Source organism: Marinobacterium sp. xm-a-127 (assembly GCF_013283425.1).
In the GTDB taxonomy this organism is placed as follows: Bacteria; Pseudomonadota; Gammaproteobacteria; order Pseudomonadales; family Balneatricaceae; genus Marinobacterium_E.
Genome location: NZ_WBYH01000004.1, coordinates 35,599 through 60,390, shown reverse-complemented (window position 1 = coordinate 60,390; position 24,792 = coordinate 35,599). Strand labels below are relative to the sequence as shown.

The window sequence follows — 24,792 nt, the reverse complement described above, 5'->3', positions numbered from 1 at the left end:
TTTCAAATTAGGTTATCGCTGCAAAGAGCTTATCAGTGCTCATTTGGGAGCCTATTCCATCCAACTGGTAACCTGGCAGGGCTTCGATGGCTGAGGTGAGTCCTGGGCTGGTGAGTTGCCCGATAAGTGCTTTAACCGGAGGGTGTTCAAGTCTGTTTGTTTTACAGACTAAAAGGTAGTGCTCCAGCGCAAGCGGGATAAAATCCAACCCGAAGTTTCGTGCCGGAGGTTCTACACCTAAGCCCACATCTGCCATGCCTGATGCCACATAGGCGGCAACGGCTGAGTGTGTGAACTCTCGAGTGGTGTAGCCATTAATCTTTTCCGGGTCCAGTTCTGCGCGATGAATCAACTCATTAAACAGTGCGCTGGTGCCGGAGCCCTCCTGCCGATTGATAAATCGAACATCAGAACGTATTAAATCGTTAAGCGACTTAATCTGTTTAGGGTTCCCTGATTGAACGATCAACCCCTGTTGGCGGGTAATATAGCGAATGACAGTAAGGTCATCACTTAACAGTTGTCGTTTGTGCTGTTCAATCAATTGGCTGCCGCCCACTCCCCTTGGAAGATGAAAGCCTGCAATATCACACTCCCCAGCGATCACAGCACGGATCGCTTGTTCGGCCGGCATGTATTGCAGATTAAGTTCTAGCTCTTCAATGTGTTCTGGGAGTAGTGCAACCGCGTAGCCGTGGCTGGCGTAAAGGCTTAGGATCGGGTTGTGTATCTCTAGCGCTTTATGGATCTCTAAATTCAATTCGGTTGCGAGGTTCTCCATCTGAGGTCCAAGTCTCGCTTGGACTCGCTCTTCGGCCCAAAGCAGTTTTTCCCCCAGTATTGTTAACTTCGCTCCACGACCTTTCTGCATCTCTACCAGAGGTGTTCCAAAAAAATCGGTCCACTGTTTGATCAGGTTCCAGCCGTGTCGGTATGAGATGCCAATCTGTTTAGCAGCGTCTGTCAGTTTCTCTGATTTTTTCAGTGCATGTAAGAGTGCAAAAAGCTGAGGACTTAGTTGCTGTCCGCTGCTGTCGGTAAATGTCCAGTTAGGCTCGACTTTGATCTTGTTCATATGAATAAAAATGCATATTTGTATAGGCTTTAACCAATGATAAGGTTCTTTAAACAAAAAATCAGCCAATATAGTGCGATTAAATATGAATAAAAATGCATATTCAGAGGCGTCCTCTCTACCTACGGGTTTTACAACAGAACAGTGGGTTGATGGCGTTGTTTCTTCAATTGAGCAGTTGAAAGATAAGCCAGGCGCGCTGTTGCCTATTCTGCATGAGATTCAAAACGCCGTCGGTTACATTCCGCCTGAGTCGATCGATCTCATAGCGGCTGCGCTCAATCAATCTAAAGCCGATGTATATGGCGTGATTACCTTCTATCACCAGTTCAGAATGACACCGCCTGGGAAATATCAGGTCGAGATCTGTCGAGCAGAGTCTTGTCAGGCTATGGGTGGCCGCGCTTTAGAGGCTCACGCTAAACAAGCTTTGGGTATCGATTACCACCAGACGACCGCTGATGGCGAGATTACACTCGAGCCCGTTTACTGTTTGGGCAACTGTGCCTGTTCTCCCTCTATACGCATTGGCGATCAAACCTATGCTCGTGTCACGCTTGAACAGTTTGACGACCTGATGGATGGGCTTCGCACGCACAACTTGGAGCTAACCAATGGCTAAACTATTTATCCCGCAAGATATGACAGCAAAAGCCTTAGGTTCTGATGCCGTGGCTGATCTTATACTAGCGCTTGCCAGTGCATCAGGGCAGGAAATTGAGATTGTTAGGAATGGTTCTAGGGGCATGTTTTGGCTTGAGCCCTTAGTTGAGATCGAAACGCCAGAAGGGCGTGTTGGATTTGGCCCAGTAACAACTCAACAGGTTGATCAATCACTGGTAAATGCGATCTTGAATGCAGACAAATCTCACCCATTGTCTGTTGGGCTGACTGAAGAGATTCCCTATTTAAAACAGCAGCAGCGTTTTTCATTTGCCAGAGCTGGGTTGGATGATCCACTCTCAATCACATTTTACAAATCCACCGGTGGATTTGTCGGTTTGCGCCAAGCGTTAAATCTATCGGGGCAGCAGATTGTTGATGAGGTTAAAGAGTCAGGATTGCGTGGTCGAGGCGGTGCTGCCTTTCCAACGGGTATAAAGTGGCAAACGGTCCATGATGTGGATGCCGACCCTGGCCAAACGAAGTACATTGTCTGTAATGCGGATGAGGGTGACTCTGGCACATTTGCTGACCGTTTAGCTATGGAAGCGGATCCCTATCAGTTGATCGAAGGGATGACCATCGCGGCTCTGGCTGTGGGTGCTGAACAGGGTTACATCTATCTTCGATCTGAGTACCCTGAAGCGCACCGTATCCTTAATGCTGCGATTAACACTGCAGAGAGCGAAGGCTTCCTTGGCACTAATATCTGTGGATCGGGACGATGCTTCAATCTTGAGGTGCGTCTCGGTGCTAAAGCCTACATCTGTGGTGAAGAGACAGCGCTTCTAGAAAGCCTTGAGGGCAAGCGTGGTATGGTTCGTGCTAAACCGCCACTGCCTGCGATAAAAGGACTCTTTGGTCAGCCAACGATCGTCAATAACGTGCTTACGTTGGCTTCAGTTCCATTTATTCTTCGCGAAGGGGCTAAAGCCTATGCCGATGTTGGCTTTGGTCGTTCAAGAGGGACCCTGGCTTTTCAGTTGGCTGGAAACATTAAACGAGGCGGCCTCGTTGAACTCGGTTTTGGTCCTTCGTTAAAAACACTGTTGGACGATTTTGGCGGCGGTACCTTTACCGGCCGCCCTATGCGTGCTGTTCAAGTCGGTGGTCCTTTAGGAGCCTACCTTCCCGAATCACAATGGGATACGCCACTCGATTATGAATCCTTTGCTGCCAAGCAAGCCGTGTTAGGCCATGGTGGTGTTGTCGTGTTTGATGATCAAGTCGATATGTTGCAGCAAGCACGATTCTCAATGGAGTTCTGTGTCTCTGAGTCTTGCGGTAAATGCACACCCTGCAGAATCGGTTCTACCCGAGGGGTTGAGGTGATTGATCGAATTCAGCAAAACCAATCTCGTGAAGAGAATATGGCGTTGCTTGAAGATCTTTGCGAAACCATGGTGGATGGGTCGCTATGTGCCATGGGAGGAATGACACCCTTCCCCGTTATGAGTGCTGTACGTCACTTCCCTGAAGATTTTGCCAAGGTGGTCCACTAATGACCGTCCAATTTTTTGAAGCCGACAAAGATTACGGGACGCCTAAGCGTCAATCAGACAAAATGGTCTCTCTTTGGATAGATGACTTTCAGGTATCAGTTCCTGAGGGTACCTCTGTTATGCGTGCGGCAGCGGAGATCGGTATACAAATACCCAAGCTCTGTGCCTCTGATAATCTCGAGTCGTTCGGCTCTTGTAGACTCTGTGCCGTAGAGATTGAAGGCCGTCGAGGTAAACCTGCCTCCTGCACGACACCAGCAGAGGAGGGCATGCGTGTTACAACGCAAAATGACGCTCTGGCGAAGTTGCGTCGTAACATTATGGAGCTCTACATTTCTGATCACCCGCTGGACTGTCTGACCTGTCCGGCTAATGGTAACTGTGAGCTTCAAGATATGGCCGGTGCCGTTGGTCTGCGTGAAGTTCGTTATGGATTTGATGGTGAGAACCACCTTGAGGGTGAGAAAGATGAATCAAATCCATACTTCACCTTTGATCCGACCAAGTGTATTGCATGTTCTCGCTGTGTGCGGGCCTGTGGAGAAGTTCAGGGCACCTTTGCGTTAACCATGGGGCATCGTGGCTTTGAATCAAAGATCACCGCTGGCGCTGATGACAGTTTTATGGAATCAGACTGTGTCTCTTGCGGCGCCTGTGTCCAAGCCTGCCCGACCTCTACATTGATGGAAAAATCGGTCATTGATCAAGGTCAGCCTGAACACGCAGTTGTGACTACCTGTGCTTATTGTGGTGTGGGGTGCTCTTTTAAAGCCGAGATGAAAGGTGATCAGCTCATTCGCATGGTGCCTTACAAGGGTGGCGAAGCGAACATGGGACACTCCTGTGTTAAAGGTCGCTTTGCCTTTGGCTATGCAACACACAGTGATCGTGTGACCAAACCGATGATTCGTGACTCAATTGATCAGCCCTGGCAAGAGGTCTCTTGGGATGAGGCGTTCACTTATGCGGCTAACAAGATGCGATCTATTCAACAGAGATACGGTCGTGAAAGTATCGGTGGCATCACTTCATCACGCTGTACTAATGAAGAGACCTATCTAGTACAGAAACTGATCCGCGCTGGTTTTGGTAACAACAACACTGATACCTGTGCGCGTGTCTGCCACTCGCCGACCGGTTTTGGATTGAAAGTGACCTTGGGTGAATCGGCTGGGACACAGACATTTGAGTCTGTTTTGCACTCTGATGCTATTTTGGTGATCGGTGCCAACCCGACGGATGCACACCCTGTGTTTGCCTCGATGTTGAAGCGTCGTGTCCGAGAGGGTGCATCTCTGATTGTGGCAGACCCTCGCTCTACCAGTCTCGTCTCAAGTGCCCACATTAAAGCGTCACAACATCTTCAACTACTTCCCGGAACCAATGTTGCCGTCATTAATGCACTTGCTCATGTGGTGATTACTGAAGGTTTAGAGGATCGTGACTTTATTGCTTCGCGTGTCGATGATGGAAGCTATCAGCAGTGGCGTGAGCATATTTCAGATCCGAAACACGCACCCGAGGCCGTAGCAGAGATTACTGGTGTTGCAGCAGAGACACTTCGCGACGCTGCACGTACCTTTGCCAAAGCTCCTAATGGTTCAATCTACTATGGCTTAGGTGTTACCGAACACTCGCAAGGTTCCACAATGGTCATGGGTATTGCCAATTTGGCACTGGCGACCGGTAATATCGGCCGCTTAGGGGTTGGTGTTAACCCGCTACGTGGTCAAAACAATGTGCAGGGTTCCTGTGATATGGGTTCATTCCCACACGAGCTACCCGGTTACCAGCATGTGTCAGATGACAAGGTCAGAGCGAAGTTCGAAGCTGTCTGGAATGTGTCGCTTGATAACGAACCCGGTCTGCGTATTCCTAATATGTTTAATGCTGCGCTCGATGGTGACTTTAAAGGGATGTATGTGCAGGGTGAAGATATTGCCCAATCTGATCCGAATACGGCTCATGTTGAAGCTGCATTGAAGTCGCTTGAGTGCTTGGTGGTTCAGGATATCTTCTTGAATGAGACCGCCAAATTTGCCCACGTCTTCTTGCCGGGTTCTTCATTCCTAGAGAAAGATGGCACATTCACCAATGCTGAACGACGTATCAACCGTGTTCGCAAGGTGATGAAGCCGCTTGCTGGGATGGCCGACTGGGAGGTTACTCAGGCCTTTTCGAATGCTTTAGGCTACCCAATGAACTACCAGCATCCTTCAGAAATTATGGATGAAATCGCTCAATTAACACCCTCATTTGCAGGTGTGAATTATCAGCGTTTAGAAGAGCAGGGTAGCATTCAATGGCCATGTAATGATCAGCAGCCTGAAGGTACGCCGATTATGCACATGGATAGTTTTCCAATCGGAAAGGCTCAGTTCGCGATCACTGAGTATGTGCCGACTGAAGAGCGATCGAATCGACGTTACCCTCTGCTTCTGACCACTGGTCGAATCTTGAGTCAGTACAATGTCGGTGCTCAGACCCGTCGAACAGAGAACCAGCAGTGGCACCCTGAAGATCAACTCGAGCTCCATCCGATCGATGCCGAGGATCGCGGTATTCAAACAGGTGATTCGGTCAGTATTGCCTCTCGAATGGGCACCACTGTGCTCAAGGCGCTGGTCTCAGATCGTATGCAGCCAGGTGTGGTCTACACGACTTTCCACCACCCAGGTAGCGGGGCGAATGTGGTCACAACTGAAAATTCAGATTGGGCGACTAACTGCCCTGAGTACAAAGTGACAGCCGTGCAGGTTAATAAAGTCACCGGTGAGTCCGATTGGCAGTCTCAGTTTAAGCAGTTTGATAAACGTCAGAGAGACTTCTTGGCGTCAGCGACGGGTGAGAAAGCCTAACCCGTGATGAAGCAGAGTCGAACGCGACAGGTATCCCGATGGCAGGTTAATCAATCTGAGGTTAGCCTGTTTGATGAGGTAGCCGAAGAGATACCCACAGCGCTCGTCTATAACGGGCTCTCTTATGCGGTGATGATGACAACGCCAGCGGATTTTGAGGTCTTTGCCTATGGCTTTTCATTAACCGAAGGGGTTGTGGAGTCGGCTGACGAAATATTGGGTATCGATGTTGAGTATCTGCCTGATTCGGCAGGTGTTTCAATTGAAATTGAGGTGACTCAACGTGCCGCTCGTCGTTTGGGAGAGACGCGGCGTAACCTTGCAGGACGCACTGGCTGTGGCTTATGCGGTGTAGAGTCGATACAGCAGGCGATTCGACCTATTGCAGCTGTATCCCAGACAGTCAATGTTAGCCCTGAATCGATCGACTTAACGGTTCAGCATTTGCAGTCACATCAAGCGCTGCAAACAGCAACCGGGGGAGTGCATGCTGCTGCATGGTGTTCTCTGTCGGGTGAGATCTTAAGAGTGTTTGAAGACGTTGGGCGTCACAATGCGATGGATAAACTGGTGGGTTATCTCATGCAAACAGGCGCTGAAGTGGAGAACGGATTTGTACTTATTTCCAGTCGAGGGAGTTACGAAATCGTTCAGAAAGCGGCCGTCATTGGCATTGCCCAGCTGGTTACTCTATCAGCTCCCACTGATCTTGCTTGTCGTCAGGCCGAGGCGGTTGGGATTCGTTTGATCGGTTTTGCTCGCCCCGGACGACAGGTGCAGTACACAAAGTTGAATAAGGAAATTTAGAATGTCACAGCATCAATTGGCATCGATGATCGAGATGGTTAATCAAATCGCCGCCAATATCACTTCTGGAGAGTCTCAAGATCAGGTGGCTGAGAAGGTCTCTGTGCACTTAAAACGCTTTTGGTCACGCGGTATGAAAGAGCAAATTTTTGCTTATCTAGAGGCGGATGGATCTGAACTGTCACACGCAGCGAAAGCCTCTTTAGAGCGATTGAAAGCGCTCTAATATCTCCTGCCACTCCTCTGGCGTATTGGCATTGAGTAGCTGTTGCTCGTCTATGCAGGGGATAGAGCGCTCTTCTCTTTCAGAAAAGAAACGCTTGAGAGAGAGTCTTTCACCCTCAACAAGTCGCTGCGTCAGTCCATCGATAAGAGATTCAGGATTCCAAATAAAGATGGGAATGTAGAGATCATCGAAGTGGCTAGTGCACTGATGGGTAAACCCCGCATCTATGAGTCGACTTAACTCGCTGCATTGCATTAGTGGCAGATCAACGGGTATCACTAAGGTTGGCCGTGATGAGTCTTCAGCCAGTGCTGCATGTATGCCACCTAGAGGACCGGAGTCTTTAAACTGATCTTGTATATGAGCTGGATTGTCATCATTTCGGCAAACCCTTACTTTACCTGCCCCACATTCAGATAATAGCTGTTGGGCACGCGCTAACAGCGTTTCTCCATCCAGTGTCAGTAGAGCCTTATCAGCCCCCATTCTTGATGAGTGACCGCCGGCTAGAATGACTCCATTGAACTTATGCATCTTGCTCATCTTTCTAAAGGTTGCGAGGTCGTTTAGTTTACCCTAGAGCTCATTTAGGTTCTGCAAATAGTGCTCGGCTGTTTGCAGAATCTCTGTTTTCTCCTCTTCAGGCTTTTTATCCCAGTTACGATAGACCATCGCGGTGCGTGGGTTGTTGCTGAAACGGCTGGCGTGGCGATGTTGGAAGTGCCAATAGAGGCTATTGAATGGGCAGCTGTTATCCCCCGAGCGTTGTTTCACATCGTAGTGACACCCTTTGCAGTAGTCGCTCATTCGATTGATGTACTGGCCTGATCCTGAATAGGGTTTGGAAGCTAGCAAGCCGCCGTCGGCAAACTGACTCATACCGTGGGTGTTGGGCATCTCTACCCACTCAATGGCGTCGATGTAGATGCCTAGATACCAGGCATCAACCTGTTTAGGATCAATGCCAGCCATTAAACAGAAGTTCCCTATAACCATCAGTCGCTGAATGTGGTGCGCGTAGGCGTACTCCAGTGACTGATCAATGCACTGGTGCATGCAGTTCATTTTGGTCTTACCATCCCAGAAAAAGTCGGGGAGATGCCTATCTGCATTCAGGGCATTCATGCTGGGGTATGCAGGTAGATTGATCCAGTAGATGCCACGAACAAACTCGCGCCAACCTAGAATCTGCCTGACAAAGCCCTCTATCTGAGCAAGATCGATACGTTCGGGTTGCTCGCGGTATGCTTGAATGGCTCGCTCAATCACCTGTGCCGGTGAGATCATTTTACAGTTCAGAGCGAAGGAGATTCGTGAATGGTAGAGACTCCATTTGTGCTCCGAGTTCGCCGTCATCGCATCCTGGAATTTTCCAAATAGAGGTAGGCAGTGAGTGCAGAAAAACTCCAGCAACTCCAGCGCTTCACTTCGTGTGATTGGCCAGACAAGTTGTGTGCCCATCTCACCAAAGTAGTTGATGCCGTGTCGATCTAAACGGTTTCGAATATCTTCTGTGTTGTGAGCAAACACCAGGGGTTCTGGAATGTCCGCAAGATCCGCTTTTTTAAACGCTTTTTGGTTCTCGGTATCGTAATTCCAACGACCGCCTTCGGGCTCTTTGCCCTGCATAAGGTAGCCATGTTTAACCCGCATGCGCCGGTAGAAGGCCTCCATACGGTGTCCAGTATTAGGTTTAAACTCTTTGCTGATCGCTTCAAATGGCAGTAGGAAGTGCTCGGTGTCGAACTCACGCAGACCGGTCCCTTCTGGTAGTGATAGGTTGCGACACTGTTCAAGAAGACGTATCTCATCAGGTCGCTGATACTCAATCTGTGTAAAACCCTGGCGTTTGATCAAATGGTTGATCAATGAGTCTAGGGATTCAAAATCGGCGGTCTCATCAAGCGTTAAATGAATGACCTGATGACCAGCGCTTTTAAGAGCCTCGGCAAAGCGCTGCATCGCCATAAAAAAAGCGGTGATCTTTTGCAGATGGTGTTTAACGTAGTTCTGCTCTTGGTGCAGTTCAGCAATGAGGTAGGTAACTTCGTCTGATTTGTCACGAAACCAGCTGTGTTTGGCGTTGAGTTGGTCGCCGAGTACCAGTCTAAGGGTGCTCATCGCTGTTGCTTAGCCTCGCGTCGACAGCGCTCCGAGCAGTACTTCACCTGCTCCCAATCGCGCTCCCACTTTTTGCGCCAGTTGAAGGGCTTTTGGCACTGCTCACAGATTTTGCTTGGTAGATTGAGTTTGTGGTGCATTATTTCATCTCGATGGGCCAGTCGTGGTAGTCGACACGATCGATTGGCAGCATCATCTCTTCACCGCCCCAACGCTGTATAAATAGCCCCTCAGGGTCATAGGTTTGTGTCTGCTTCGCCAGATTGAATTGTCGATGGCCGCGCGGGTCTGCACCAACTCCACCTAAGTACTGCCAGTTCCCCCAATTACTGGCCAGATCAAAATCGATCAGCGCCTCTTCAAAGTAGGCCGCACCGTAACGCCAGTCAATGCCAAGCTCATGCACTAAGCAGCTCGCCACCAGCTGTCTGGCGCGATTGGATTGATAACCCGTTGCTTTCAACTGACGCATGGCAGCGTTGACGATTGGGTAGGGGGTGGTGCCTTCAATCCAGGACTTCATTCGTTCTGGGTAGAAAGAGGTTAAGGGCTTACGATTAAATGGCCCAGTCTGGTGATAGATCTTGTTGCCCCACTTGTGGGCATACCACTGGAAATAGTCACGCCACAGCAGTTCAAAAAATATCCAGTAGGTCGAGTCATTTGCAACCACATCTTCCTCATAACGATTCAGCCTCTCAATGATGCGCTTGGGTGACAATACCCCTAGCGCTAACCAGGGACTGAATTTAGTCGAGCACGCCCACTCATCCAGACCATTCCTAGTCTCCTTGTAGGTGGCGGGTAGATCACTGGAGAAATAGTGTTCGAGATGGTCTAACGCGCTCTGCTCAGAACCGTTGAAGGCATTCTCGCTAGAGCAATCCATGTTGAATGTGGAACCCTGTTTATCGCCGAGAGGAGGTAGGCTGTCAGGTTCAGCAATAGGGGCATCAACCTCGATCGACTCTATCTTCTTTCTAAAGGGTGTGAAGCTATCCGGCAGTTCCGCTAGGGCAAAGGGAAGTTGTCGCTCACCGTAAAGAGTGTGCGTCTCTAACACTGTTATCACTAGGTGCGGAAAGCGTGATGCGATCTCTTTAAGAGCGCTCTGCTCATAGCTGCCAGTGTGTCGAGAGGTGACTAAATGCTCGACTTGATCACGTAAAATGACCTGGCTTAACGCTTCGACGTAATCGCTTTCAATCACTTCTAACGCCTGGTTCAGCAGGCTAAGTTTGCTGTGCAAGCTTGACAGTGCTTGGTTTAAAAACTGTTGGCGATGCTTACCGATTCCTTTGAAACCAAATCGATTGGTGCGCTTATCCCTGGGGTGTTGGATGAAGAGACAGGTTAGCTGTTCGCTGTTACGGGCTTTATTAAAGACGGGGTTGTCATCAAGGCGTAAGTTGTTGGTGAACCAGAGCAGTGTGTGTCGATACATGGGGCGATCCTATGGTTGAATCTTTGATACGCACTGCTCTGGGCTTTAGAGCACGGAGTGACGGGAATCAATCGGGTTGGAAAATAGATCCTTTGATAGCCGCTTTAACCGTCTTCACAATTAGAATCGATAGCAAAATAGAGACCAGTGTCAGCATTAGGTGGCTCAATGTTTGATAGAAGAGAGTCTGGCTCTGCTCAAACATGATCAGTGTGCCAATGGTGAAGGCGGCAATTGGGAAAGAGTAGGCCCACCAAGAGACAAAGAAGGGGATTCTTGCAAAACGTGGGAGCTGCGACACAAGTAGCAGAACCAAGAACATCGCCGCGTAGTAGAGAATGTGTGCAAAGTTATCGACAACGCCCTGATTGAGTTTCAAATAGGCGATGAATCCTACCGCGGGCGGCGCGATCATGATGAACAGTGTCGGCAGTAACTTCTCAGGGAGTGGTTCATGAAAAATGATGCGGTTAAAGACCAAAACTTTTAACACAATCCAGTAGAGTATGCCGATCGCAAAGAAGAACCAGCTGACCTCGGTAAAGCCCAGCGTAACCCCCCCAATGGGCGCGATGATGTTGCCCACAATCGGGATGAACCAAGCAGGGGTTGTGTGTTGTACCTGCCAGCGAGCGTGGTGTATCCATTGATTCATCAAATAGAGCGTCAAGATCAGTTGGATTGAAGCGCCCATCCACCAGACGGCCGTTGCCAGAGGTGTCATGATCTCCGCCATTGCGACCGCGATCAGCATTAAGCCGATGGAAAAAGCAGGGAAGAAGCTGATTTTGATGGGGTGATTAAACTCGGCAATCACCTGATGAGCATGACGGCGCATCTTTAATAGGTAGCTGATTGCCAGTGTTGCTAATAGAACGGCCGTAATCACTAACAGTACTTGCCACACAAGGTTAGTAATACCTAGAACCTCAGAGGCTTTTTTCCAAGCGAGGGTTAAGCCACCCATTCCCATTACCGTTGCGAACAGAGCCACCGGCATATGGGCTAGACGAGATGTCACATCATTCATTGTTTAATCCTGTGAAATTAGATGGATCTAATATAAGGGCTAACCTTAATGGCAACATTAAGATTGATCAATTGATAAAACCTCTATTAGGTCGCTACTGATCGAAAACTGAATGTTGAAGCGCTCCAAACTGATTCCGTAAATACGTGTCTCATCAGAGTGAAAGGCGGGTCTAGGGTCTTGCCTTAGAACCTCTTCAATGAGTGTCGATAGTTGTGGCTCTTTAGAGATAACCTCTAAGGCCTGTTCAGAAAATTGAATAGGTTGTTGCAAGGGTTCGGGCTGTTCCATGCCGGGGTAAACGGCATCTGGCAGCGCGTCGGAGTAGGGGATGTAGGGTTTGATATCAAAGACCGGAGTGCCATCGACAAGGTCGATACCGGACAGATTCAGGTGAACCCCTTGGTTTGTATTGATTGAGTCGAGTTTCACAACCGATAACCCCATGGCGTTGGGGCGATGTGTGCTGCGTGTGGCAAACACGCCTAGCTTCTCGTTGCCACCTAGGCGGGGTGGTCGAGTTAAAGGCTTCCAGCCGGCATTCAGGTTCTCACTGAACTGAAAAATCAGCCAAACGTGAGAGCAGTGCTCTAACCCCCTAACGGCATCAGGGTCGTTGTAGGGTGAGACTAGCTCCAATACAGCTTGCGCGGAGGGCGCAAGGCCAGGCTGGCGCGGTGCGCCAAACTTCTCTTTGAATGGTGTTTTGATGAAACCGATCGGTTCAATACTGTGCATTCAGTTACATCTCTTCAATCGGTCTATCAGGAACGGCAGCGTCATCGTAGGCCCCCCAAATGGTTTGATCGAACTGAATGACGGATCCCGTCATCATGCCGCTGTCCTCTGAAGCCATCCATAGCACCGCTTTAGCGACCTCATCAGTCTGAAGAATTCTGCCTGCCGGAAGGGTGGCTGCTTTCCGATCAATAAATGAATCATCCCCCGTCTCTTGAGCGATCAGCTCTCGCTCGTGATCAGAGTTCATCCAGCCTATATCGAGCTGATTGACGCGAATTTGGTTTCTTAACAGGGCATAGCCAGAGTTTCTGGTGAGTGTCGCCAAGGCACCTTTTGATGCGCAGTAGGGGGATAGAAAAGGTTGTCCGGCATGTTCTGACATCGATCCAATGTTGATGATGGCTCCTTTGATCTTCTCGCGAATCATCACTTTGACACTCTCTTGCATGAGAAAGAAGGGCGCCTTTGTGTTGATGGCGAACATTTGATCGAACAGTTCTGGAGAGGTCGTCAGTAGGTTGCCTCTATCCGTTAATCCTGCCGCATTCACCAATAGATCAACCCGTCCAAACTGCTGATCGGTCTCGGCCACAATGTTGCGAACCTGGTCTATTTGATCGAGTTCAGCCGCAACAAAATGGGTTTTAATGCCATACTGTTCCGCGATCTCTGAAGAGACCTGTTTGCCTCTGATCTGGTTGCGGCCGGTGATAACAATTCCTGCTGCGCCTGCTTGGGCAAATTGGTGTGCGATGGCTGCGCCCAAGCCTTGAGTGCTGCCTGTAATGATTGCTACTTTTCCATCGATACGGTTCATCAATCTGTCCTAGTTTGATACTGACATCACCATACTGTTAAGAAAGGTTTGTGAAAAGTCTTATCGTCCTGGCGTTCTACAAATACTAATCGCTTCAATGTAAACCGTACCCGCTGCTTTGAGTGCTTCAGATGCTCGGTCAAAGGTGGTCCCGGTGGTATGAATATCATCGATCAATAGGACGTGACTGGGCGCTGGCTGATTGCAGTAGAAGGTCGAACCTAAATTGGTTTTACGTTCTGCACGATTGAGTGAGGCTTGATGGTCTGTTCGACGCTTTTTTTGAAGGGATTGTCGATCAAGGGGGAGCTTTAAATAGCGACTCAAATGTTGGGCAATGATCTCCGCTTGATTAAAGCCACGCAGTGCACAATCGATTGGGTGACTGGGTATCGGTATCAGTGTGGGTTGGGTGCCGAATCGAGAGAGATCGATCTGCTTTGCCAGCAGCTGGCTCATCCAGAAAAGGGGCTCTGGATTCTTTCCCTGTTTGATCTTCTGGAATAGCTCTCGCATGGGGAACTGGTAGATCAGTGGTGATTGTGCGGTATCAAAATGAAACCACTCGCCATAGCAGTCTGGGCAGGATTCGTCTGGTTGATTAAGAGGGTAAGCGCAGACCTGGCAGGGGGTGCTGTTTTTAGCAAGGTCTGCAAAGCAACCCAAACAGAGTGGCTCATTGAACGGTTTGCTTAGTCTGCATAATGGACATTTTGCTGAGTCAAATAGCCACTCAACGATCGACTCTATCTGAAACATCAGTCTGGCCTCCTTGCCTATGATAAATTTAGTTTAGTCAGCGTTTTTAACTCTGTAAAATAGTCGCTCAAACTTAATCTGAAAGGGGCAGTGCGCGGTATGAAGCAGCGTTTTTTTGTGACGGGCACTGAGGTCTCTTCACCCGTCAATGAATTCAGTTGTGCGCTTTTAAAGCAGGCTAATCAGAAAGGGTTTAGCTCTCTGGGTCTTAAGCCCGTTGCGACTGGCTGCAGTGAAGTGGATGGAGAGTTAAAGAGCCAAGAGGCGCTGAATTTAATGGCGTGCTCCTCCATTGAGCTCTCCTATCTTCAGGTGAATCCTTTCTCGCTAGCCGCAAATGCTTCGCCACACATTGCTGCTGAGATGGCGGACGTTAGAATGAGTGCTGATCGAATTAAAGCCTACATGAGCGGTGCACTGATGCGTTCGGTCAACCTGGCATTGGTCGAGGGAGTCAGTGGATGGCGGGCGCCCATCAATGATCGTGAGTCGATGGCTAGCGTCGCACAGGCGCTTGGCTTTTCAGTGATATTGGTCGTCAGTCTAAATGAGAATGCGATCAATCAGACCTTATTAACCGTCGAAGCGATTCGTCGCGATGGTCTCGCTTTAGCCGGCTGGGTCGTGTCGCCGTCCGAGAGTGACTCTGATGAACGAGTAATCGAGTGGCTGAGCCGAGTGGTTCCAGCGCCTTATTTAGGTTCTCTCGCTAGCGAAGAGGGTGGGTCAGATCAGTTGGATTGGGCGCCGCTAGGAGTGTAAAAACCGCTCAACAATCTTTGTAAAAAGCGCAGGCTTCTCTGCGTGTGGCCAGTGCCCAGTCCCCTCGATGATTCTGAGTTGAACTTTGGGGAAGCGTTTAACCACCTCGTTTTGGTATTCAGGCTTGATGTAGTCTGATTCGCTGCCTTTGATGAAAAGAGTTGGGCCTAGGTATTCCCCCTCACTCATTGGGCTGGCGATCTGATCATACTCGCGCTCAAGTGCCTCTATGTTCATTCGCCAATCAAACCCAGCCTCTGTGCGATAGAGGTTCTTCAGAAGAAAGGCTCGAATACTAGCATTGTCAATGTGATGACTTAGGTGTTGATCAGCCTCGGTTCGGCTTTTGATCTCGTTCAGTGGGACCTGTTTTAGCCCTTTGAACACATCGGTGTGGTGGTGAGGGTATTGCACGGGAGCAATATCAACCACGATTAATCGTGAGACTCGTTCGGGATTATTCAGTGCCAGCTCCATGGCGATCTTTCCGCCCATAGAGTGCCCCAATAGATTAAATTGCTGCAACCCAAGTTGGTCGGCCAGTGCCAGGACGGAGTCTGCAAAGGTGCTGTAGTTAAACTGATCAACCTGAGGAGAGCGGCCATGGTTCAGCATGTCGGGAGCGATGACATCAAACTGCTGTTGCAGTGCTTTGATGGGACCGCCAAGATTTTCCCAGCTGCCGAATAGGCCGTGTAACATCAAAAGCGGTTCACCAGAACCGCTTCGATGAAAGTGCAAGCTCATCGCTTACAGAACGTCCAGTAGCTCAACGTCAAATAGAAGCGTTGAGTAAGGAGGGATGCCGCCCGGAGAACCTTGCGCACCGTAGGCTAGGTTGTAAGGGATAAATAGGCGCCATTTAGAGCCTTTAGGCATCAACTGAAGGGCTTCAGTCCAACCTGCGATTACACCTGTTACGGGGAATTCGATCGGTTGACCGCGCTCGACAGAGCTGTCGAAGACAGAACCGTCTGTGAATGTGCCGTGGTAGTGAACGCGTACTTTGTTAGCCGTTGTTGGCTTTTCAGCATCCGCATCACCTGCTGATAGGATTTCGTATTGCAGACCCGATTCAGTCACCGTTACTTCATCACGCTTTGCGTTGTCGTCTAGGAACTGTTGGCCAGCAGCCGCTTTCTCTTTGGCTTCTGCTTCTTGTTTAGCGCGTAGGCGTTCAGTCAGCTCGTTGAATGCCGCTTGTAGATCTTCTGGTTCTACGTGCATCGCTTCGCCGGCGAAAGAGGCTTTAAGGCCAAAGGCAACTGCGTTGATGTCTACGCCGTCAAAACCGTTTTGTGCCAGTTGGTCACCCATCTGACGACCAATGCCGTAGCTGGCGCGCTGTTCAATTGTTTCTAATGTAATGTCGCTCATGATTATCCAAATGTTTCGTTTAAGAACGGCGCGCAGGGTAACATATTCGTTACTGTTGAACGAATAGCAGTGGGTCTACGCGTTGGTTATTCAGACTCACGCCCCAGTGTAGGTGGGGTCCCGTCACTCGTCCGGTGGCACCTACCAGACCGATCTGTTGTCCCAGATCGACTTGATCACCGACTTTAACGTCAATTTTGCTCATGTGGCAGTACATGGTGGATAGGCCATGGCCATGGTCGATGATCACGGTATTGCCATTGAAGAAGTAATCTCCTACGGCGGTTACTTTGCCTTTAGCCGCTGCTTTAATCGGTGATCGATCGGGTGCAGCAATGTCCAGTCCAGAGTGGGGTGCACGAGGCTGATCATTGAAAAAACGTTTAAGTCCAAAGGCGCTGGAGTAGGGGCCTTCAGCAGGCATAGCCAAAGTCAGTATTGGGTCTTCGCTTTTGGTAAACAGTTTGTAGGCGCTCTTTTGCTCAGCCGACTCTCGTTTCCAACGTGCAACCTGTTTGGGGTCGGGTTCGACGTATTTACGCTGCTTAATCTTCAAACGCTGTTCTGGATAGGCTTTATCGTCTAATTGAAAGGTTAGAGTCTTGCCACTGAATTTGAGCTCCTGTGCTTTGCCAACGGTTGCCTTAAGGCTAATGCCGGCAACGGCAGTCCACTGTCCCTCTTGATCGACAACCATCACTCGGTAACCGTCATACGTCACTTCAGGTGCAGGTTCGCTGCTGGGCAGGCCTAGGTCTACGATGGCGATACCGCCCGGTACACGAGACTCTGTGGGCAGTGCTTTTGCAGTTAGGCTGAATAGAGCCAGTGACAGTGTCATCAGAAACAGGGGTAATCGCATACTCTCTCCCTTAATTATTAGTGTGCTTATCAATCGTTGGTTTCGGTGTGGATATCTGTAACCGTTGATGTGATGGAGCCTTTTTGCAGTCGAATATTGATACTCTGCCCGGCCTTAACTTGGCGTGAATCGCGTATCACCTCGTGCTGATCAGTCGTCGCCAATGCATAGCCACGCTCAAGCGTCGCTAGCGGGCTAATGGCCTGAAGGCGGCCCACCTTTTCAGCCAGCTCCAGCTTTCGTCGATCAATTTTACTCTTCGTAAGACTCTCTAACCGACTCATCAGTTGTTTAACCTGTTCCTGATGAGCAGTAAGAGTTCTACTCGGATTGAGACGACTAAGCTGGCTTTGGTTCTGATTGAGTTGGCTGCGTTTGTCGCGCATCAATCGGTTCATCGCGCTGTGCAGTCTCAGCTCCAATTCGTCACTACGCTGAACCTGTTCGCGGATACGCTCTCCGGGGTGTCTAAGCCGCTGTTGTAGGCTCTTTAACTGTGCCTGTTTTGCTGACAATAACCAATCAAACCGCTGTTTAAGAGCGCGCTCAGCTCGATTGATGTTGGCTAATATCTCTGCGCCATTGGGGCTGAGTAATTCGGCTGCTGCTGACGGAGTAGGGGCTCTTAAATCCGCCACCATGTCGGCGATGGAGAAGTCGACTTCGTGCCCGACCGCCGAAACGGTCGGGATGTTTGAGTTGGCTAGACTGAGCGCAACGACCTCTTCGTTAAAGGGCCAGAGATCTTCAAGCGAACCGCCACCGCGACCCACAATGAGTACATCCGCGATCCCTTCGCGGTTTGCCAGTTCAATCGCCTTAACAATTTGCCCAGTGGCTTCATTGCCTTGAACCGCCGTTGGGTAAAGTCTGACGGGTAGTCCAGGGTAGCGACGTTTGAGTACCGTCAAGATGTCGTGAATCGCTGCTCCAGTGGGGGAGGTGATCACGCCTATGCATTTAGGGTGTTCAGGGATCGGTTTTTTGCGGTCCGCTTCAAATAGCCCTTGCGCTTGCAGTTTTAGCTTTAGTTTTTCGAATAGGACTTGGAGTTGCCCTTGGCCATCTTGCTCCATAGCGCTACAGATCATCTGATAGTCGCCACGCCCTTCGTAAAGACTCACGCGTCCGGTGACAACCACCTGGTCACCCTCCTTGGGGGCAAAGTTCACCCGCAAATTGTTACCACGGAACATGGCGCAGCGAACCTGAGCTTTCTGATCTTTAAGGGTGAAGTACCAGTGGCCAGAGCTTGGCTTGGCTAAGTTGCTGATTTCGCCAACGACCCTGATCGAAAGAAACGAGTTCTCCAACAGCGATTTTACCTGCTTGTTCAGTTCGCTAACTGCGATGGCTGTTCGATTTGAAGAGGTTTGAACATTCATCCGGTCATGCTAGCGGTTGTTGCTTCTTTTTAACAGAAAAAATCCTATTGTGCGGCGCAGAAAAAAGGGTGAAAAATGCCGCTATTTACTGCGACTTTAGATTGATAAAAAAGGCGAATTTTAGTAATGTATTGGGCTAATTTTTTGCCCATTTAGACAGGTTTTTTAGAATGTTACGAATTGTTGAAGAGGCTTTGACCTTTGATGATGTACTTCTCGTTCCCGCTTATTCAGAAGTGTTGCCTAACGCCGTTAGTTTGAAAACACGTCTGACCAAGGGTATCGAACTCAACATCCCACTGGTTTCTGCGGCGATGGATACCGTGACTGAATCTCGTCTTGCGATTGCTATGGCGCAAGAGGGTGGTATCGGCATCATTCATAAAAACTTAACCATCGAACAGCAGGCTGAAAATGTTCGCCGAGTGAAAAAGTTCGAGGCGGGTGTTGTTACTGATCCAGTCACTTGTCAGCCGACTACAACGGTTCGTGAAATCATCGCGCTGTCTCGTGAAGTGGGCTTCTCTGGTTTTCCTGTTGTTGAGAACGGCGACCTGGTTGGTATCGTCACTAGCCGTGATGTTCGCTTTGAAGAGAACCTAGACACCCCAGTCTCTAACATCATGACACCCAAAGAGCGTCTAGTGACGGTGGGTGAAGATGCGACTCACAAAGAGATCTCTGACCTTCTGCGTAAACACCGTATCGAGAAACTTCTAACCGTAAACGAGCAGTACCAACTGACCGGTATGGTGACGGTTAAAGATATGAACAAGGCGCAGGCTTACCCTAATGCGGCTAAAGATTCTCGCGGTCGTCTACTGGTAGGTGCTGCGGTAGGTACTGGTGCGGATACAGAAGCTCGCGTTGCAGCACTGGCTGAAGCGGGTGCCGATGTCATTGTTGTTGATACGGCACACGGTCACTCAAAAGGTGTTATTGATCGTGTTCGTTGGGTTAAACAGAACTTCCCAGATGTACAGGTGATCGGCGGTAACATCGCAACAGCAGATGCTGCCATCGCGTTAGCGGATGCGGGTGCTGACGGCGTTAAAGTAGGTATCGGCCCTGGTTCTATCTGTACGACACGTATCGTCGCAGGTATCGGTGTGCCACAGATCAGTGCGGTAGCCAATGTGGCTGCGGCGATGGCTGAGCGTGGCGTGCCTCTGATTGCTGACGGTGGTATCCGTTTCTCTGGTGATATCTCTAAAGCGATTGTGGCCGGTGCCTCTGCCGTTATGGTGGGTTCTATGCTTGCCGGTACTGATGAAGCACCAGGTGAAGTTGAACTGTTCCAAGGCCGCGCATTCAAGTCATACCGTGGTATGGGTTCGTTAGGTGCGATGTCAGGATCAACGGGCTCTTCAGACCGCTACTTCCAAGATGCGAAAGCGGGTGAAGATAAGCTTGTCCCAGAAGGCATTGAAGGTCGTGTCCCTTCGAAGGGTCCATTGGCCGGTGTTGTGCACCAGTTAATGGGTGGTCTTCGCGCTTCTATGGGTTACACCGGTTCAGGCGATATCGATACCATGCGCACTAAACCAGAGTTTGTTCGCATCACTAATGCAGGTATGAGCGAGAGCCACGTGCACGATGTCAGTATTACGAAAGAGGCACCAAACTACCGCGTCGGTTAAGACTCGATAGTTAGAATTTCAGTGGGGTAACTCAGGTTGCCCCATTTTTAGTTTTAAGGGCAGCTTGCCCGCAGTTGGAATCAGAAAGAAATGAGCCAAGATATCCATTCGCAACGCATACTTATTCTAGATTTTGGATCGCAGTACACCCAGTTGATCGCACGTCGTGTTCGTGAAATCGGCGTCTACTCTGAGATCTATGCTTGGGATATGGACGAAGCCGATATTCGTGCCTTCAATCCAAAAGGTATCATCCTGGCTGGTGGACCTGAGTCTGTGACGGAGTTGGATTCGCCACGTGCCCCACAGGTTGTTTTCGATCTAGGTCTTCCGGTTTTGGGTATCTGTTACGGCATGCAGACCATGGCGGAGCAGCTAGGCGGTAAAGTGGCTTCATCGGATGAGCGTGAGTTCGGTTATGCACGTGTCCGTTTGATGGATAACGCCAGTCGCCTGCTGGAAGGCATCGAAGACCACATGGCCAATAACGGTGTCATGTCGTTGGATGTCTGGATGAGTCATGGCGATAAGGTCGTGGAGTTACCTGAGGGCTTCTCAATCATCGCCGCGACTGAATCAGCACCCGTTGCCGCTATGTGTGATCCTGCTCGTCAGCTTTATGGCGTGCAGTTCCACCCAGAGGTGACTCACACTAAGCAGGGACTGCGTATTCTTGAGCGCTTCGTGCGTGACATCTGTGGTACTGAAGCACTTTGGACACCGGCCAATATCATTGCGGATCTGGTTGAGCGTGTTCAAGCTCAGGTGGGTGACAATAAAGTATTGCTGGGCCTATCGGGTGGTGTGGACTCCTCTGTGGTTGCTGCGCTTCTGCATAAAGCGATCGGCGATAAGTTGACCTGTGTCTTTGTCGATAACGGTCTTCTTCGTAAAAACGAAGGCGATCAGGTCATGGAGATGTTTGCGAACAACATGGGTGTTCGTGTTATTCGTTCTGATTCTGAAGATCTCTTCTTGGGTCGTCTTAAAGGTGAAGCGGATCCTGAGAAAAAGCGTAAGATTATCGGTAATACGTTCATCGAAGTATTTGATGATGAGGCGGCTAAATTAACTGAGTGTCGTTTCTTGGCTCAGGGCACCATCTACCCTGATGTGATTGAGTCGGCTGCCTCGAAGACGGGCAAAGCGCATGTGATCAAGTCGCACCATAACGTAGGTGGTCTGCCTGAAGATATGGCATTTGAGTTGGTTGAGCCACTGCGTGAGCTGTTTAAAGACGAAGTTCGCAAGATCGGTCTTGAACTGGGTCTTCCATACGATATGGTCTACCGTCACCCCTTCCCAGGTCCTGGTTTGGGGGTTCGTATTTTGGGTGAAGTTAAGAAAGAGTATGCCGACATTCTTCGTGAAGCGGATGCAATTTTTATCGAAGAGCTGCACAAAGCGGATTGGTACCATAAAACGAGCCAAGCCTTTGCCGTATTCCTACCTGTTAAGTCGGTAGGGGTTGTGGGTGATGGCCGCCGTTATGAATGGGTGATTGCGATTCGTGCCGTTGAAACGATCGACTTCATGACCGCTCGCTGGGCACACCTGCCTTACGAGCTGCTGGAGACGGTCTCTAGCCGCATTATCAATGAAATTCCGCAGGTCTCTCGTGTGACATACGATGTCTCGAGCAAACCACCAGCAACCATTGAGTGGGAGTAGTTATTTAAGTGTAAGTATTTGATTTTATTGAATTAGTTACTTACACATTACTTTCACATTCAGAAATCAATCGTTGATTTCCTTAGTCTTTTTTCATACAGTTACACAAAATGTTGCACAAACGTGTGACTACTGAAACTCGTAGTAACTCAGAGACTAAGATTTGGCACTGAAGAAACAGCACTTTGCTGAAGGCGAAATACCAATATTTGACGAAGCTTGTATATACAAGCGAGGTGAGTATTGGCAGTTTCGTATGTGGTTGCCAAAAGAAAATAAGTACGCACGTAAAAGCCTACGTACACGCAGTGAAGCTACTGCAATTGAAAAGGGTAAAGCTGCGTACTTAGAGATTTACGCTAATCTACAGCAAGGCAAATCCTACTTCTCCATAACCACAAAAGAAGGTGTGGAGAAGTATCTTAGCTTTCGTATGCGAGACGTTGAACTTGGACACATAGTCAAAGGACGACACACAACCATCGCAACACACTTACAGCACTTTCTTAGCTTCATTGGCAAGGACACTAAGCTGAAAGAACTAGAACGCACTGACTGCGAAAACTACTTCTACCATCGCCACAAAGCCACCAACGGCAACGTCAAACAAGTCACAGTTCAAAACGAACAAAGCACAATTAATGCGCTAATGAAGTGGCTACATAAGAATGGCGAAACACACATAGATGGCTTTGACTTTAAGAAGCTGCCACGCTTAGACAAAGGCAATGAAGCTATTCGTCGTGCAACACTGACTAACGATGAATACGAAGCACTGTATCGTGCTATGCGCACTTATACTGCCAAGCATAACAAGCTAGATGATGCAGAACTAAGAGTGCGAAAAATCGTGCAGCACTACGTTCTAATCGCAGCTAACAGTGGGTTGCGTGTTGGTGAGCAGCGACAGCTACGTTGGAGTGATGTGCAGATTGAACGTCATAAAGTGAATGGCGAAGAACAAAAGCTAGCACGTATCCATGTTCGTGCAGAGACAAGTAAAGTGCGTACAAGTCGCACCTTCTTGTGTCGTAATGGACAGTACTTTGAACGCTTGCGTGAAATATCTAAACCTAAAACAGCTGACGAGTTAATCTTTACAGTTGATAACGAAAACGAACTAAGCAAGCGTACGCTGCTATACCACTTCCACAAGATGATTGAGTTAGCTGATATAGCTGATAGGGAAGTGCGTGACTTAGTACCCTACAGCTTACGTCACTTTATGATTACGCAACGTATTATGAGTGGCTTAACGTTTAGACAAATAGCAGATATGTGTGGCACTAGCGTGGCACAGATTGAAAAGACGTATTATCACTTGAATGACGAAATACGTTTAACCAACGCTGTAGCTGACTACAGACGTAGAGAAGATGGCACTATTGAAGTTCTCTAAATCAACTCAGCAGCGTTTCTCTTCATCTCATCATTAACTGTTACGTAACGCTGTGTTGTCTGTATGCTTCTATGTCCAGCCATATCAGCTAACACAAACACACTCACACCTTTCTGACTTAGCGTGGTTAACCAAGTACGTCTTCCACTGTGTGACGTAGCGCCAGAAATTCCAGCACGTGCATACAAGCGTTGTAGATGCTGTGTAGCAGTGTTTGCACTAAATCGCACACTCTTTTGTGTAGAGAACAAATAACCGTGCTGCGGATGCTTAGAAACGCTGTTAACGTACGCTTGTAACTGACGCTGCATTTGCTTTGGTAGAAATATCTTACGTGCTCGTTTTGACTTAGTACGTGCTGCATCAAGTGTCATTTCGTCTCGTACAGTGTCGTTTGCGTCCAGCACGTCATCAAAGCGCAGTGCAGCTACCTCTCCAACACGTAAACCACACAAATGCGTAAACAGCAGCATCGTGCTATCACGCAGTGGATAACGACTGCACGAATTTGTTACGTCTATTAGTTGCTTGAGTTCTGTTTTGCTAAGTGTCTTTGCTTGTGCCATATGTCACCACCTAAATGTAATGTTTTCGTACATACAGCGTATTTTCTGAGGTTCTATTTGAGCAACCAATAAGTGCTCATATAATTCCTTCCATACATCAAAGACTTATGTGGAAATGTAAGATAAGCACAATTTTCTTACTTATTCTAATTGCTGTTTGAGTGTCAGCTTCGCTAACACTACTTGTGCCGTTTGTTCTTTCGCATTCGCTCAATCACATACAGCACTGCGTATTATTTTCTTATCGTTATTGATGTGGCTCATTTAGATTGTGTTTAGCCATAAGAAGGCTTAAGCAGCCTTCTAACAGCTACAAGCGTCTCATTTGAGTTGCTTATCAGCCACTGTGTAACAAGCCTTCTTAGCTGCTGCTAAGTTTCGGTATGGTTGGGCTATTACCGTTTACTTGCCTAAGTACCAACGCAACTACGTAGCATTACACAGTGTGCTACGCAGCTTCTGCAGTTCCATCATCCACAGACTTATCATGCGTCTTGTTTTATATAGCGATTACGAAGCTACCGCTTTTGAGTGTCTCTGCTAGAACACTGCGTGTGCTGACAAAATCTGTTGGCTACAACCTTCGTTGGCAAACTCGATGTCTTTGAGTTGGGCACTGTGTGCAGATAAATACACAGCAACACTTACAAGCTATGCATATTGTTATTTATCAACTGAGGAAAATTTCATGCGGAAAACGGTTCTAAACGAAGTATTTGAGTTATTGCAGCAGATTGGTGCTGTGAGTAGCGAAAGCGAATTTAGCAAAGATTGGTTGTGTAGAAGCGAGTGCTACATGCGTACGCTGCGTTTTAAGCGTGTTAAACCAAGCGTGGGTACGTTAGCTATATGTGCAAGCAAATTACAGCACTACGGACGCTGTATGACGGCGACAGAACGCCATACGCAGCTAGGAAAGCGTTTTATTGAGCTGAGCGAACAGTGTCACAAACAGATAAACAGTGATGCTGTGGGGTGGTGGAAAGACGAGGTGAGAGTTTGACAAATAGCACTGTAGCTTCAAGCCAACTACCGCGTCATCCGAAATTGGGTTTTAAGCAGTAAATTTTCGTGCTGCGGTTTTCTG

The 24,792-nt window shown here is 48.8% G+C and carries 24 protein-coding genes; 10 read left to right on the top strand and 14 right to left on the bottom strand.

Going from position 1 to position 24,792, the window contains the following annotated elements:
• Positions 1-7: 7 nt before the first annotated feature.
• Positions 8-1,075 carry a substrate-binding domain-containing protein gene (locus tag XMA127_RS08125; protein WP_173483027.1) on the bottom strand — a complete coding sequence of 356 codons (1,068 nt, stop codon included), beginning with the start codon at positions 1,073-1,075 and terminating at the stop codon, positions 8-10.
• An 85-nt stretch (positions 1,076-1,160) separates the two neighbouring features.
• Between XMA127_RS08125 and XMA127_RS08120 the strand changes: the two genes are divergently transcribed.
• From XMA127_RS08120 to XMA127_RS08100, 5 genes are read left to right on the top strand one after another with little or no spacing between them, the layout of a single operon-like run.
• On the top strand, positions 1,161-1,697 hold the full coding sequence (locus tag XMA127_RS08120; RefSeq protein WP_173484365.1) for a formate dehydrogenase subunit gamma: 537 nt from the start codon (positions 1,161-1,163) through the stop codon (positions 1,695-1,697).
• Positions 1,690-3,240: an NADH-quinone oxidoreductase subunit NuoF gene (locus XMA127_RS08115; protein WP_173483025.1), complete on the top strand. Its 1,551-nt coding sequence runs from the start codon at positions 1,690-1,692 to the stop codon at positions 3,238-3,240. Before XMA127_RS08120 ends, XMA127_RS08115 begins: the two co-directional genes overlap by 8 nt.
• Positions 3,240-6,098, top strand: a complete 2,859-nt coding sequence (fdhF, locus tag XMA127_RS08110; RefSeq protein ID WP_173499124.1) for a formate dehydrogenase subunit alpha — start codon at positions 3,240-3,242, stop codon at positions 6,096-6,098. Before XMA127_RS08115 ends, fdhF begins: the two co-directional genes overlap by 1 nt.
• A gap of 6 nt (positions 6,099-6,104) precedes the next feature.
• A complete protein-coding gene (fdhD, locus tag XMA127_RS08105; protein WP_217362083.1) occupies positions 6,105-6,905 on the top strand; it encodes a formate dehydrogenase accessory sulfurtransferase FdhD in 801 nt (266 codons plus the stop codon).
• 1 nt (position 6,906) lies between these two features.
• The gene (locus XMA127_RS08100) at positions 6,907-7,131 is read left to right on the top strand and encodes a formate dehydrogenase subunit delta (protein ID WP_173483023.1); all 225 of its coding nucleotides are present in this window, start codon (positions 6,907-6,909) and stop codon (positions 7,129-7,131) included.
• Here XMA127_RS08100 and XMA127_RS08095 read toward each other — a convergent pair.
• The 8 genes from XMA127_RS08095 to XMA127_RS08060 all read right to left on the bottom strand — a co-directional run bounded on the left by XMA127_RS08095 (position 7,108) and on the right by XMA127_RS08060 (position 14,043).
• The gene (locus XMA127_RS08095; RefSeq protein ID WP_173483022.1) at positions 7,108-7,665 is read right to left on the bottom strand and encodes a molybdenum cofactor guanylyltransferase; all 558 of its coding nucleotides are present in this window, start codon (positions 7,663-7,665) and stop codon (positions 7,108-7,110) included. The genes XMA127_RS08100 and XMA127_RS08095 overlap by 24 nt on opposite strands.
• 42 nt (positions 7,666-7,707) lie before the next feature.
• Complete coding sequence (locus tag XMA127_RS08090) at positions 7,708-9,252, bottom strand: cryptochrome/photolyase family protein (protein ID WP_173484368.1); 1,545 nt, start codon at positions 9,250-9,252, stop codon at positions 7,708-7,710.
• Positions 9,249-9,392 (bottom strand): DUF2256 domain-containing protein, encoded by a 144-nt coding sequence (locus tag XMA127_RS08085; protein WP_173481210.1) that lies wholly within the window; start codon positions 9,390-9,392, stop codon positions 9,249-9,251. Before XMA127_RS08085 ends, XMA127_RS08090 begins: the two co-directional genes overlap by 4 nt.
• Positions 9,392-10,696 carry a DASH family cryptochrome gene (locus XMA127_RS08080; protein ID WP_173499123.1) on the bottom strand — a complete coding sequence of 435 codons (1,305 nt, stop codon included), beginning with the start codon at positions 10,694-10,696 and terminating at the stop codon, positions 9,392-9,394. Before XMA127_RS08080 ends, XMA127_RS08085 begins: the two co-directional genes overlap by 1 nt.
• 67 nt (positions 10,697-10,763) lie before the next feature.
• The gene (locus XMA127_RS08075; RefSeq protein WP_173484370.1) at positions 10,764-11,726 is read right to left on the bottom strand and encodes an SLAC1 anion channel family protein; all 963 of its coding nucleotides are present in this window, start codon (positions 11,724-11,726) and stop codon (positions 10,764-10,766) included.
• A gap of 57 nt (positions 11,727-11,783) precedes the next feature.
• Positions 11,784-12,464, bottom strand: a complete 681-nt coding sequence (tsaA, locus tag XMA127_RS08070; RefSeq protein WP_173499122.1) for a tRNA (N6-threonylcarbamoyladenosine(37)-N6)-methyltransferase TrmO — start codon at positions 12,462-12,464, stop codon at positions 11,784-11,786.
• A gap of 4 nt (positions 12,465-12,468) precedes the next feature.
• Positions 12,469-13,284, bottom strand: a complete 816-nt coding sequence (locus XMA127_RS08065; protein ID WP_173481206.1) for an SDR family oxidoreductase — start codon at positions 13,282-13,284, stop codon at positions 12,469-12,471.
• A gap of 60 nt (positions 13,285-13,344) precedes the next feature.
• On the bottom strand, positions 13,345-14,043 hold the full coding sequence (locus XMA127_RS08060; protein WP_173481205.1) for a ComF family protein: 699 nt from the start codon (positions 14,041-14,043) through the stop codon (positions 13,345-13,347).
• 99 nt (positions 14,044-14,142) lie between these two features.
• Between XMA127_RS08060 and bioD the strand changes: the two genes are divergently transcribed.
• Positions 14,143-14,805, top strand: coding sequence for a dethiobiotin synthase (bioD, locus tag XMA127_RS08055; RefSeq protein ID WP_173499121.1), 663 nt, complete (start codon positions 14,143-14,145; stop codon positions 14,803-14,805).
• Here bioD and XMA127_RS08050 read toward each other — a convergent pair.
• From XMA127_RS08050 to xseA, 4 genes are read right to left on the bottom strand one after another with little or no spacing between them, the layout of a single operon-like run.
• Complete coding sequence (locus XMA127_RS08050) at positions 14,794-15,552, bottom strand: alpha/beta fold hydrolase (RefSeq protein WP_173499120.1); 759 nt, start codon at positions 15,550-15,552, stop codon at positions 14,794-14,796. The genes bioD and XMA127_RS08050 overlap by 12 nt on opposite strands.
• A 3-nt stretch (positions 15,553-15,555) precedes the next feature.
• On the bottom strand, positions 15,556-16,182 hold the full coding sequence (locus XMA127_RS08045; RefSeq protein WP_173481202.1) for an FKBP-type peptidyl-prolyl cis-trans isomerase: 627 nt from the start codon (positions 16,180-16,182) through the stop codon (positions 15,556-15,558).
• Between the two features lie 49 nt (positions 16,183-16,231).
• Entirely contained in the window at positions 16,232-17,044 is an 813-nt protein-coding gene (locus XMA127_RS08040; protein ID WP_173499119.1) for a peptidoglycan DD-metalloendopeptidase family protein, read from the bottom strand.
• A gap of 29 nt (positions 17,045-17,073) precedes the next feature.
• Positions 17,074-18,429 (bottom strand): exodeoxyribonuclease VII large subunit, encoded by a 1,356-nt coding sequence (xseA, locus tag XMA127_RS08035; protein WP_173481200.1) that lies wholly within the window; start codon positions 18,427-18,429, stop codon positions 17,074-17,076.
• Between the two features lie 170 nt (positions 18,430-18,599).
• Here xseA and guaB point away from each other — a divergent pair, with 170 nt between their 5' ends.
• From guaB to XMA127_RS08020, 3 genes are all read left to right on the top strand, one after another.
• On the top strand, positions 18,600-20,069 hold the full coding sequence (gene guaB, locus XMA127_RS08030) for an IMP dehydrogenase (RefSeq protein ID WP_173481199.1): 1,470 nt from the start codon (positions 18,600-18,602) through the stop codon (positions 20,067-20,069).
• Between the two features lie 90 nt (positions 20,070-20,159).
• Positions 20,160-21,740, top strand: coding sequence for a glutamine-hydrolyzing GMP synthase (guaA, locus tag XMA127_RS08025; RefSeq protein WP_173499118.1), 1,581 nt, complete (start codon positions 20,160-20,162; stop codon positions 21,738-21,740).
• Between the two features lie 256 nt (positions 21,741-21,996).
• Positions 21,997-23,139 (top strand): site-specific integrase, encoded by a 1,143-nt coding sequence (locus tag XMA127_RS08020; RefSeq protein ID WP_217362072.1) that lies wholly within the window; start codon positions 21,997-21,999, stop codon positions 23,137-23,139.
• Here XMA127_RS08020 and XMA127_RS08015 read toward each other — a convergent pair.
• Positions 23,136-23,705: a site-specific integrase gene (locus XMA127_RS08015; RefSeq protein ID WP_173499116.1), complete on the bottom strand. Its 570-nt coding sequence runs from the start codon at positions 23,703-23,705 to the stop codon at positions 23,136-23,138. The two genes, XMA127_RS08020 and XMA127_RS08015, sit on opposite strands and share 4 nt — an antisense overlap.
• A gap of 688 nt (positions 23,706-24,393) precedes the next feature.
• Here XMA127_RS08015 and XMA127_RS08010 point away from each other — a divergent pair.
• A complete protein-coding gene (locus tag XMA127_RS08010; protein WP_173499115.1) occupies positions 24,394-24,708 on the top strand; it encodes a DUF6626 family protein in 315 nt (104 codons plus the stop codon).
• The last annotated feature ends 84 nt before the right edge of the window (positions 24,709-24,792 follow it).